This is a genomic window from Ruegeria sp. AP11 (assembly GCF_056535865.1).
On the sequence record NZ_JBQFJB010000001.1, the window covers coordinates 161,639 to 173,248 of the forward strand.

The window sequence follows — 11,610 nt, forward strand, 5'->3', positions numbered from 1 at the left end:
TGATCCGCACCATTCTTTGCACAATTGCACTTGTCTGTATGGCGTCAACAAGCCTGGCCTGTAATTCACATTCCAAACAGACCCAATCCTGCGCCGAAGGCTCGGTCTGGGATCAGGAAACGTCGAGCTGCGTAAAAATCGTCAATAGCTGAGAAACTTCTTTCCTGATTGTGAATAAAACTACCGCGTCCGGTGTTAGCTTTTTTGAAGATCGCACTATTGTCTCACAAAGCAGCCCCGAGAACGGAGTATCATTATGCGCCTTGTATTAGCATCCGCAATTGCATTTCAGGCATTTGCCTTTGCCACCATGGTTCACGCCGCAGGCGGTGACAGCAACCCGCCCAAGCCGACCAACACCACCAAGAAATGCCTCTTTGGCCGCGTCTATGACGAAGCGGCGGGGCGTTGCGTAAAGCCCAACAAGACAAACTTCACTGAGGACCAGCTTTATGATGCCGTACGCGAACTGGCCTATGACGGACAGTACGAGAACGCTCAGGGCATTCTGCGCATCATGGATCAGGACGACGACCGGGTGCAGACCTATTGGGGTTTCACCTATCGCAAGATGGGTGAGTTGGAACTGGCCAACGCATTCTATCAGAAGGCCATCGCAACCAACCCAGACAATATTCTGGCCCGCAGCTACATGGGTCAGGGGTTTGTGGCCGAAGGCAAGACTGAACTGGCCATCGCCCAGTGGCGTGAGATCAAGGCGCGCGGTGGTGAAGGCACATGGGCCGAAGCATCCCTGCGCGAGGCCATCCGCACCGGGCTGACCTATAGCTACTAGGGTTCAGGGTTTCTTTACCCGACTCTCGTTATTCTGCCTGCAACGCGAACTTGGTATTGCAGGCAGATGCAGGACACACATGCATTGGTAGAAATGGCGCCGGGCGCTCAGCGCCCCGCTGCCGGTCAGGATGACGCAGCGCCACGGGTGGTGCCCCGGCAGCTCAGCAGCCGTGAGAAAGCCGCCGTCGTGGTGCGGTTGCTCTTGAACGAAGGTGCCGACATCCCGCTTGAGGAATTGCCCGACTCACTTCAGGAAAAGCTGACCCATCAGCTGGGTCAGATGGGCCTCGTTGACCGAGTGACGCTGGCGTCTGTGGCGCAGGAATTTGCTGACGCACTGGACGGTGTGGGCCTTTCCTTTCCGCACGGTCTGGCTGGGGCCTTGGATGCCGTGAATGGCAAGATCGCCCCGGCGACCGCCGCACGGCTGCGCAAGGTGGCTGGCGTGCGGCAGATTGGCGACCCTTGGCAACGCCTGCGTGAGGTTCCGCCGGAAGAGCTGGCTGAAATGGCCAAAGCAGAAAGCACCGAGGTGGCGGCGGTGATGCTGTCAAAGCTTGAAACGGCGACGGCAGCACAGATCCTCGGCCACCTGCCCGGCCCCACGGCGCGACGGATCACGTATGCGGTATCCAAGACCGCCAACGTGACGCCCGAAGCGGTCGAACGTATCGGGTGGTCACTGGCCGCACAACTGGACCAGCGCCCGACCCCCGCCTTTCGCGATGGCCCCGGGGCGCGGGTTGGCGCGATCCTCAACCAGTCCGCCGCGGCCACGCGCGATGGTCTTCTGACCGCGCTGGACGAGGAAGATGCCGATTTTGCCAGTGTCGTCCGGCAATCGATATTCCTGTTTTCTCATATCCCTGACCGCATTCAACCGCGTGATATTCCGGCAATTCTGCGCGGCGTGGATCAACCGGTCCTTGTGACCGCACTGGCCGGGGCAAGCAGCGAAGACGACTCGGCGGCGGTCGAGTATATCCTGTCGAACATCTCGTCACGTATGGCCGATAACCTGCGCGAAGAGGTGGCGGATCGCGGCAAAGTCAAGCAATCCGAAGCCGAAGACGCGATGTCGCAGATCGTCACCGCCATCCGCGCCTTACTGGACGAAGGCACGATCACCCAGGTCGATATTGATGAAGACGAAGCCTAGCCCCACTTGTGATAAAAGAACGGGGCCTGTATGTCTGTTCGCGCAAATCACAACACCCAGGTGTCCTTCCCCATGCCCGTCGAAAAGTCGGAACTGAGCCGATTTGAGCTTGGAAAATACTATGTCACCAACCTGTTTATGAAAGGTGTGATCGGCGGCATGCGTCTGCTGCCATACGAGCGGCGCATTGGTGCGATGGGCGCTTTGACCCGCTGGCTTGCGCCCGTGGTCGGATTCCGCACGCGGGTCCGGCGCAACCTGAAACTGACCTGTCCCGATCTGCCCGAGGATGAGGTCAATCGCATCTGTCGGGCGGTCCCCGACAATGCCGGGCGTGCGATTATGGAGCATTTCTCGGCCGATGGTTTCATCGACCGGCAAAGCAAAGCCAAGGTGACGGGCTCGGGCGTTGAAGCCTTTGACAAGGCCGTTGCCGAAGGCAAGCCGGTGATGATGATCACTGCGCATTTCGGCCATTATCTGGCGGCCCGTGTCGCGCTGCAGGCCCGCAGCGGCCAGCCCATCGGCTGCCTCTATCGCCGTATGGCCAACCCCTATTTCAACGAGATGTATGTGGACGCCTTTTATCAGACCGGCGCGCCCATGTTCGAACAAGGCCGCCGCGGCATGGTCGAGATGGTTCGCTCGCTCAAGAAAGGAGGCATCATCGCGATTGTGTCAGACCTGCACGCCCATGGCGGCGAAGAGCTGACCTTTTTCGGCAAGCCCGCCGTCACTTCGGTGCTGAATGCCGAACTGGCGATCAAATACAAGGCGGTGCTGATCCCATGCTATGCGGTGCGCGAGCCCAATGGCATCGATTTTGAGATCGTATTGCACGAACCCGTACCCCACACCGATCCCAAGACCATGACCCAGTTCACCAATGACGACCTTGAGACGATGGTGCGGCAGCATATGGGGCAATGGTTCTGGATTCACCGCCGTTGGAAAGCCTGGAAGAAACTGGGCGTTCAGCCACAGGATATGCCCTGATTACTTGACCTTTGTCGCCGCCACAATCGGCCCGTGCCCGGTGCGCTGTACCAGCACAACGGCAGGCAGGTCGGACGACAATGATGCGGTAAAGCTCTGCGGCACGACCCCATCCCAGTGCCCCGCGATCTGCCAGTTTTCGACCACGTTGGCATAGTCCAGCTCACGGCCCGCCAACTCTCCGCGCCGGATCGAAGCGTGGCGCAATGGTGAGTATTGTAAGATGCGCACCTCATAGGTTTGACCGGCGGGCAGTTCGACCGGGGCAACATCCACAACCACGTCATTGCCCGTGCGCGTGGCGCGCACCTCTGCCTCTGGTGCGGCGGTCAGGTGGGCGTTGATCAGGCGATTCAACTCACCCGCTTTGGCGCCCACAACATCCTGCTGCCCGTTAACGACCATCTGCGGCGTATAGATCATGGTCCGCCCACCTTCCCGCGCATAGGCGCGTTGACGCTCGGTATGGTCGGGGCGGGCATATTCATCCTTCCAGCCAATATAGTCCCAATAATCCACATGCAGCGCCAGTCCGATCACGTCGTCGCGCTTGGCAAGCTCTTCCATCATCCGATCCGCCGGCGGGCAAGAGGAGCAGCCCTGCGACGTGAACAGCTCAACCACAACCGGGTCGCTTTCCGCGTGGGCGGCGGTGGTCAGAAAGAATGAGGCTATCGCGGTCAGGGCGGCTGATCTGATCATGACTCTCTCGGTATGGCTGGGCTTTGGAAATGTCTAAACCGAATTCCCTTAAACCACCAATCAAGGTTTCTTGAGAGCCTGACGGCAGAATTTCGCAAAATGTGTGCAATGGTATACAAAAACCACCGCAAACGGTTTGTTGGTCCTTGAACCGTCAACAATCGTGATACAGATAAGCGTTAGCGAATCCCATATTCCAAGTCATTTGAGAGGGAGGCCAGTAGATGCCCATCAAAGTCGGACAGGATACCGCCAAGACACGCCGCAGTCTGAGCGTGAACGGCAAGTCCATTTCCTATTACTCAATCCCCGCCGCACAAGAGGCCGGTCTGGGTGATTTCTCGAATCTGCCCGCCGCGCTGAAAGTGGTGCTGGAAAACATGCTGCGGTTCGAAGACGCCGGTTTTTCCGTCTCGGTCGACGACATCAAGGCCTTCGCCGAATGGGGTGCAAATGGCGGCAACAACCCACGCGAGATCGCTTATCGCCCGGCCCGCGTGCTGATGCAGGACTTCACCGGTGTTCCCGCCGTCGTGGACCTGGCCGCAATGCGCGATGGGATCAAAGGGCTGGGCGGTGACGCGCAGAAAATCAACCCGCTGAACCCGGTCGATCTGGTCATCGACCACTCGGTCATGATCGACGAATTCGGCAACCCGCGCGCGTTCCAGATGAATGTCGATCGCGAATATGAACGCAATATGGAACGCTACCAGTTCCTGAAATGGGGCCAGAACGCCTTCAACAACTTCCGCGTTGTGCCCCCCGGCACCGGCATCTGCCATCAGGTGAACCTGGAATATCTGGCCCAGACCGTCTGGACCGACACCGACCAGAACGGCGATGAGGTCGCCTATCCCGACACGCTGGTTGGCACTGACAGCCACACCACCATGGTCAATGGCATGGCCGTTCTGGGCTGGGGCGTTGGCGGCATCGAGGCCGAGGCCGCGATGCTGGGTCAGCCGATCTCGATGCTGATCCCCGAGGTCGTGGGCTTTGAACTGACCGGTGCGATGGTCGAAGGCACCACCGGCACCGATCTGGTTCTGAAAGTCGTCGAGATGCTGCGCGAAAAGGGCGTTGTGGGCAAATTCGTCGAGTTCTTCGGCGAAGGTCTGGATCGCCTGCCGCTGGCCGACCGCGCAACCATTGCCAATATGGCCCCCGAATACGGCGCGACCTGTGGCTTCTTCCCGATCGACGGGGAAACCCTGCGGTATATGCGCAATACGGGCCGTGACGAAGACCGCATCGCGCTGGTCGAGGCCTATGCCAAGGAAAACGGCTTGTGGCGGGGGGCGGATTATGCGCCGATCTACACTGACACGCTCAGCCTCGATATGGGCACCATTGTTCCCGCCATCTCGGGTCCGAAACGCCCGCAGGACTATGTTGCGCTGACCGACGCCAAGGCCGCCTTCACCAAGGAAATGGAAGAAACTTTCAAGCGCCCGATGGGCAAAGAGGTTCTGGTCAAAGGCGAAAACTACGCGATGGAATCGGGCAAGGTTGTAATTGCCTCGATCACGTCCTGCACAAACACCTCGAACCCCTATGTGATGATCGGCGCGGGTCTGGTGGCGCGCAAGGCGGCCGCGTTGGGCCTGAACCGCAAACCGTGGGTCAAGACCTCGCTGGCACCGGGTTCACAGGTCGTCTCGGCCTATCTTGAGGCCGCCGGTCTGCAGGATGATCTGGACGCCATCGGTTTTAACCTCGTGGGCTATGGCTGCACGACCTGTATCGGAAACTCTGGTCCGATCCAGAGGGAAATCAGCGAAGCCATTGCCGAGGGCGATCTGGTCGCGACCTCGGTCCTGTCGGGCAACCGCAACTTCGAGGGCCGGATCTCGCCCGACGTGCGCGCCAACTATCTGGCGTCACCGCCGCTGGTCGTGGTCTATGCGCTGGCCGGGACGATGGATATCGACCTGACCTCGGAACCTGTTGGACAGGATAAGGACGGCAATGATGTCTTCATGAAAGACCTGTGGCCGTCGCAGAAGGAAATCGCCGATCTGGTCGAGGCCACAGTGACCCGCGAAGCGTTCCAGTCGAAATATGCCGATGTCTTCAAGGGCGACGAAAAGTGGCAGGCGGTCGAGGTTCCGCAGCAGGAAACCTATGACTGGCCGCCCACTTCGACCTATATCCAGAATCCACCCTATTTCCAGGGCATGGGCCCCGAGCCGGGCACCATTTCGAACATCGAAGGGGCCAAGGTGCTGGCTGTTCTGGGCGACATGGTCACCACCGACCATATCTCGCCCGCCGGGTCTTTTGCCACTACGACGCCTGCGGGCAAGTATCTGACCGACCGTCAGGTGCAACCGCGCGAGTTCAACTCGTATGGCTCACGCCGGGGCAACCACGAGGTGATGATGCGCGGCACTTTCGCCAATATCCGCATCAAAAACGAGATGCTTGAGGGTGTCGAGGGCGGTTATACCAAAGGGCCGAATGGCGAACAGACCTCGATCTATGACGCATCGATGGCCTATCAGGCTCAGGGCACGCCGCTGGTGGTGTTCGGCGGCGAGCAATATGGCGCGGGATCGTCACGCGACTGGGCGGCCAAAGGCACCGCGCTGCTGGGCGTCAAGGCGGTGATTGCCGAAAGCTTTGAACGCATCCACCGTTCGAACCTTGTTGGCATGGGTGTGATCCCGTTCGAATTCACGGGCGGCGACAACCGCAAGACGCTGGGTCTGACAGGGGACGAGACCGTCTCGATCCATGGGCTGGACACGATCCAACCGCTGCAGGACGTGCCCTGCACCATCGTTTACGGTGATGGTACCGAGAAGACGATCACATTGAAGTGCCGTATCGATACCGCGCCCGAGATCGAATACATCGAGAACGGTGGTGTGCTGCATTATGTGCTGCGCAACCTGGCCAAGGCAGCGTAACGCGCAGATAAAAACGTAACTCAGACCCCCGGCAATCGCCGGGGGTTTTTGTTTTCTGGTCATTTGTTCCAAAATCTGAAACTGTTTGGAAAAGATGATGCACGGAAACCAATCGCCATGGAAAAACCCAATGCCCTGATGGTCTGCTCGCTCAGCGTCATAGCAGTGATCGGGATATGGGGCGTCATCGATATCGAAAGCTTGGTGAGTTGGGCGAATGCAATTGTTCAGCAAACCTTTCACAGCCGCGGATGGTTCGTGATGCTGGCGGCCTCGGGAATGCTGATCGGTTGCCTTGTGCTGGCGTTTTCCCCTTATGGCAACATTCGTCTTGGCCGGGATGATGACAAGCCAGAGTTTTCCACCACGACCTGGATTTCCATGCTCTTTTCTGCAGGGATGGGTGTGGGGTTGCTGTTCTGGGCGGTGGCAGAGCCGTTGACCCATTTTAGTTTCATCTCGGGCATGGCGCCGGACTTCATTGCAGCGCAGCAAGCCATGTTGGCCGCGAACTTTCACTGGGGTTTACATGCCTGGGCCATTTACGGCTCGACCGCGCTTACGATTGCCTATTTCAGCTTTCGTCGCGGCACCGGGATGATGGTCAGCGCACCGATCAAAAACCTGTTTCCGGGCCAACGCTGGGCCGAGCGCGTTGGCTGGCTGTCTGACCTAATGGCCATCGTCGCGATTGCGATCGGCGTTGGTGGCTCTATGGCGATGGGTGTGTTTCAAGTCGCGGACGGCATCGCCGTCATGGGAAACAGCGACACGGTTGGAGCGATCCTGATCGGCGTGGTTTTCGTGGCAATGGTGGCCGCCTATGTACCTGCACTTCTGATCGACCTGGGACAAGGGATGGCGCGGCTGTCAAATGCGGCGATGTTGATTGCCATCAGTCTGGTGGCCTACACGGTGGTCCTTGGCCCCACCGAATACCTTTTGAACACTGTGGTTCAGGGTTTCGGCGACTACGTCCGTAATGTGATACCAAGAGGCTTTCAAACCTTTACGTTTTTTGGCGATGACGTAGCCCGATGGTTCAGCGACTGGACTCTCACCTATATGGTCTGGTGGATCGCGTGGGGGCCGTTCGTGGGTGTATTTGTTGCACGCATCTCGCGCGGCAGGACGATCCGGGAATTCGTGATCGGCGTACTGTTCGCGCCGACGCTGTTTTCGATTCTCTGGTTCGGAGCTTTCGGTGGCATTGGCCTGTTTGAAGCGCTCAATGGCGCAGGCGAATTGCTGGCCTATACACAATCCAATATCGAGCGTGTGACTTTTGCCCTGCTCGACCGCCTGCCGCTATCCCTGATTACCACAATAGCCACGGTACTTGCGGCCTTTCTTTTCATCGTCACAAGCGTCGTCAGCGCAGCGTTTGTGTTGGGAACATTCTCGACAGGCGGGGATGAAAACCCGCCCCCACGCGTGCGCCTGATCTGGGGGGCGCTGCTGGGTCTTTTGAGCGTCGCGATGATCCTGTCGGGATCGGTGGATTCGGTGAAAATCCTGATCTCTCTGGGGGCGTTACCCTTTGTGTTCATATCGGTGCTGTTGATGGTGTGCCTGATCCGAGGATTGCGAGAGGAGGGTCAAAATCATGCTGATCGGTGATCTGACTGATACCCTGATGAATCTGGTCACCTTCGCCTTCATCGCGGCGATGATCTGGATTCTCATTCGCGAGTAGCGAGGAGCCGCCGTTCTCGTTTGGTCGGAAGCCTGTTATAATAGAGACTTTAACCGCCTGCCGCCTTCTCCAGCGCGGGACGGATTGTGTTTTCGATCACCCGCTGCGTGATGGGCCCAGCCCAGCGCAGGATGATCGTGCCCTCACCGTCGATCACATAGGTTTCGGGCACACCGTAGACACCCCAGTCCAGTCCCATACGGCCCTGTTCATCCCGCCCGATACCGGCATAGGGATCGCCCAATTCGGCCAGGAACCCCTCGGCGTTGTCCAGTTGGTCTTTGTAATTGATGCCATAGACCGGAATACCCTCGTCCGACAGCGCCTGCAGGTTGGGGTGTTCGACGCGGCAGGGTGCGCACCAGCTGGCCCAGTAGTTGACCAGCTTGACCTCACCATCGCGCAGGGTCGCATCGTCAAAGCCCGGTTTGCCCGCGAATTCTGTCAGAACAACGGGCGGTGCCGGTTGGCCCTCGCGCGCGGACGGCAACGCGTTGGGATCGTCGCGGAACATGCCGATGCCTGCCAGCACGGCGAAGGCACCGAAAATCAGCGGGGGCGCAATCATCAGGGGCGATATCTTAGCCATTGCGCGACATCCTTTGTTCAACCTTCTCCATCTCGGCCCGCACCTTGCGGCCCCGGATCACGCTGAAACCCACCAGCGCGACCAGAAGCCCGATGGAGACCACATAGGACCAAAGCACGGTATCGGCATATTTTCCAAGATCAGGAATCATCCGTTCACCCTTTCCCGCGCCAGCAGAGCCTTGATCCGGCGGGCGCGGATTTCCGTGCCCGTGCGATAAAAGACCAGCGCGATGAATAGCAGCACAAAGCCGATGATACACAGCATCAGCGGATAGAAGTAGATATTGCTGACTTTCTCCTCGGTATCCGTTCCGGTAATCGCCCCGGCCCGCATTACCGAAGCCCCCTGATGCAGCCCCTGATTCCAGAAGTTCACCGCATAGCGGCTGAGCAGCGCAAAGACCGATCCCACAAGGCACAGGACCGAGGTCAGATCCGCCGCCGTATCGGGGTCCTCGATCGCTTCCCACAAAGCGACATAGCCCAGATAGAACAGGAACAAGATCAGGAACGAGGTCAGGCGCGGATCCCAGGCCCACCACGTCCCCCACATGGGTTGCCCCCAGATTGCGCCCGTGGCCAATGCGATCAGGGTCATCACGATACCGATGGGCGCTGCGGCACGGGCCGCCAGCGCACTGACATGGTGACGGCGTACCAGCCAGACCAGCGAAGTCGCCAGCATCATCAGCCAGCAATTGATCGCCATCAGCGCAGCGGGCACATGCAGGTAGATGATCTTGACGGTCGAGCCCTGTTTGTAATCATCAGGGGTGAAGAAGAAGCCCCAGACCAGTCCGACGACCAGGCAAACAGCCGAGGTGATCCAGAAGAATGGCAGGACACGCTCGCTGGTGGCAAGAAACTTGCGCGGATTGGCGTATTCCCACAGGGCGTTGGCTTTGGCTGCGATTGTCATGTGCCCTATCTAGTCCGAGTCGGTGTGGTTCTCAATTGACCTCGGTCAATCATCGTTCCGGTCATCTGAGATTGATACGCAGGACGGCGGCGCTGGCAAAGGGCAGCAGCGCAACCGTGGCGGCGGTGATCCCGGCCAGCATAAGCAGCGGGGTTTGTGTCTCCATTCCGGTGGCCCCGCGCCGGGCGACTTCGGCCCCGAAGATCAGCGTTGGGACGTAAAGCGGCAGGACCAGAAGCGACAACAGCAGTCCTCCGCGCTTCAGGCCGACGGTCAGGGCCGCGCCGAAAGTGCCGATGACGCTCATGGCCGGAGTGCCGATCAGCAGCGAGATGACCAGCCAAAAGAAACCGGGCACAGGCAGATTCAGCAACACACCCAGAAACGGCGCCGCCAGAACCAGCGGCAGGCCGGTTGTCAGCCAATGGGCCAGCGCCTTGATGGTGACCACGGATTCCAATGGCAGCGGCGCGGTGGCCAGCAGGTCGAGCGAGCCGTCCTCCCAATCCAATGCCAGCAAGCGGTCGAGGGACAGCAGGCACGCAAGCAGAGCGCCAAGCCACAGCACCCCCGGCGCGATGGTGGACAGCAGCGAAGATTGCGGACCGACCGAGAAAGGCACCAACACGGTCACGATCAGGAAGAAGGCCAGACCCAGGCCAAATCCTCCGCCCGCGCGGAAGGCCAGTTTCAGGTCGCGCAGCAGCAGGGCGATCACAGGAAGCCTCCGTCGAAATCGTCGATGGGTTTGGGCTTGGCCTTATTGGGGCCGACATCCAGAACCTCTCCGTCCAGGCCGAGGTCGATATGGGTGGCGATCAGCGCGGACCCTCCCTGCCCCAGATGCGTGCGAACAGCATCAGCGAACATCTGCACCGCGTTTTTATCCAGGGACACGGTCGGTTCGTCCAGCATCCATATCGGTCGTCCGGTGACCAGCATCCGCGCCAGCCCGAGGCGGCGTTTTTGTCCTGCCGACAGGTTTCCGGCGTGCCGGTCGGCCAGTTCGTTCAGGGCAAAAGCGTCGAGTGCGTTTTGGATCCCTCGTGTTCCGAAGACCGAGGCCCAGAAGCTGAGGTTTTCGACCACTGTCAGCGTTGGTTTCAGGCCATCAGAATGCGAAGCATAGGCGATCTGATCCTCGGCCCCTTCGATGTGACCGGCCAGCGGCGGCTGCAAGCCAGCTAGTGTGCGCAACAGGGTCGTCTTGCCGATCCCATTTGGCCCTCGCAGGATCAGCGCCTTTCCGGCGGAGAGCGAAAAGCTGAGCCCTTCAAGCACGGGAACGCCGCCTCGGGCGATGGCCAGATCGGTTACTGTCAGTGTCATGTCGCCCGCTTAGCGGATTGCGGGCGCGGGCAAAAGGTCGGAATTGCCGCAGAGTGGATGGGGGATGTTGTCTGGCAAGGTCGGAGCGAGGGGCCAGCCCCTCGCGCTCCCCGGGATATTTTCAGCCAGATGAAGAACGGATCCCTAGACCGGGATCAGCGCCAGCGCGACACGACGGCCTTCGGACAGAAGCACGTTATAGGTGCGGCAGGCGGCTGGGGAATTCATGATTTCGACGCCGATACCGGCCTCTTCCAGCGTCTTGCGCAGGTTGGCAGGTATGTGGGTCAGGTCTTTGCCGGTGCCGATGAACAGGACGTCGATCTGGTCGGACAAGGCCAGAAGCGTGTCTTCGTCCGCATAACCGCCCCATGGCGCCGTACCTGTGGGGCCAGTCAGGATTGGGCCTTCATGCACCTGTCCGCCAACGCGAAAAAAGCCGGGGCCGTAGCCGTCGACAGGCAGGGCATTGGTGTAGGTGATCTCATTCAGGCGCATGGCGGGG

General features: G+C 59.5%; 12 protein-coding genes. 5 read left to right on the plus strand and 7 right to left on the minus strand.

The window, feature by feature from the left end:
- Positions 1 to 256 precede the first annotated feature (256 nt).
- From ACR3E4_RS00890 to ACR3E4_RS00900, 3 genes are all read left to right on the plus strand, one after another.
- On the plus strand, positions 257 to 796 hold the full coding sequence (locus ACR3E4_RS00890) for a tetratricopeptide repeat protein (RefSeq protein ID WP_480531688.1): 540 nt from the start codon (positions 257 to 259) through the stop codon (positions 794 to 796).
- A gap of 66 nt (positions 797 to 862) precedes the next feature.
- Positions 863 to 1,957, plus strand: coding sequence for a flagellar motor switch protein FliG (locus tag ACR3E4_RS00895; RefSeq protein WP_480531686.1), 1,095 nt, complete (start codon positions 863 to 865; stop codon positions 1,955 to 1,957).
- A 72-nt stretch (positions 1,958 to 2,029) separates the two neighbouring features.
- Entirely contained in the window at positions 2,030 to 2,953 is a 924-nt protein-coding gene (locus tag ACR3E4_RS00900; RefSeq protein ID WP_480531683.1) for a lysophospholipid acyltransferase family protein, read from the plus strand.
- On the opposite strand, the gene ACR3E4_RS00905 is transcribed toward ACR3E4_RS00900, so the two are convergent.
- Positions 2,954 to 3,655, minus strand: coding sequence for a DUF1223 domain-containing protein (locus tag ACR3E4_RS00905; protein ID WP_480531681.1), 702 nt, complete (start codon positions 3,653 to 3,655; stop codon positions 2,954 to 2,956).
- A 224-nt stretch (positions 3,656 to 3,879) separates the two neighbouring features.
- Between ACR3E4_RS00905 and acnA the strand changes: the two genes are divergently transcribed.
- Both acnA and ACR3E4_RS00915 read left to right on the plus strand, forming a co-directional pair.
- A complete protein-coding gene (gene acnA, locus ACR3E4_RS00910; RefSeq protein WP_480531679.1) occupies positions 3,880 to 6,570 on the plus strand; it encodes an aconitate hydratase AcnA in 2,691 nt (896 codons plus the stop codon).
- A gap of 117 nt (positions 6,571 to 6,687) precedes the next feature.
- Positions 6,688 to 8,190: a BCCT family transporter gene (locus ACR3E4_RS00915; RefSeq protein WP_480531677.1), complete on the plus strand. Its 1,503-nt coding sequence runs from the start codon at positions 6,688 to 6,690 to the stop codon at positions 8,188 to 8,190.
- 125 nt (positions 8,191 to 8,315) lie between these two features.
- On the opposite strand, the gene ACR3E4_RS00920 is transcribed toward ACR3E4_RS00915, so the two are convergent.
- The 6 genes from ACR3E4_RS00920 to ACR3E4_RS00945 all read right to left on the minus strand — a co-directional run bounded on the left by ACR3E4_RS00920 (position 8,316) and on the right by ACR3E4_RS00945 (position 11,603).
- Positions 8,316 to 8,855, minus strand: a complete 540-nt coding sequence (locus ACR3E4_RS00920) for a DsbE family thiol:disulfide interchange protein (protein WP_480531675.1) — start codon at positions 8,853 to 8,855, stop codon at positions 8,316 to 8,318.
- Positions 8,848 to 9,006 (minus strand): heme exporter protein CcmD, encoded by a 159-nt coding sequence (ccmD, locus tag ACR3E4_RS00925; protein WP_480531673.1) that lies wholly within the window; start codon positions 9,004 to 9,006, stop codon positions 8,848 to 8,850. Before ccmD ends, ACR3E4_RS00920 begins: the two co-directional genes overlap by 8 nt.
- The gene (locus ACR3E4_RS00930) at positions 9,003 to 9,776 is read right to left on the minus strand and encodes a heme ABC transporter permease (RefSeq protein WP_480531671.1); all 774 of its coding nucleotides are present in this window, start codon (positions 9,774 to 9,776) and stop codon (positions 9,003 to 9,005) included. Before ACR3E4_RS00930 ends, ccmD begins: the two co-directional genes overlap by 4 nt.
- 61 nt (positions 9,777 to 9,837) lie before the next feature.
- A complete protein-coding gene (ccmB, locus tag ACR3E4_RS00935; RefSeq protein WP_480531669.1) occupies positions 9,838 to 10,494 on the minus strand; it encodes a heme exporter protein CcmB in 657 nt (218 codons plus the stop codon).
- Positions 10,491 to 11,105 (minus strand): heme ABC exporter ATP-binding protein CcmA, encoded by a 615-nt coding sequence (gene ccmA / locus ACR3E4_RS00940; protein WP_480531667.1) that lies wholly within the window; start codon positions 11,103 to 11,105, stop codon positions 10,491 to 10,493. The genes ccmB and ccmA overlap by 4 nt, the downstream gene beginning before the upstream one ends.
- A gap of 144 nt (positions 11,106 to 11,249) precedes the next feature.
- Positions 11,250 to 11,603 (minus strand): Mth938-like domain-containing protein, encoded by a 354-nt coding sequence (locus tag ACR3E4_RS00945; RefSeq protein WP_480531665.1) that lies wholly within the window; start codon positions 11,601 to 11,603, stop codon positions 11,250 to 11,252.
- Between the last annotated feature and the right edge of the window lie 7 nt (positions 11,604 to 11,610).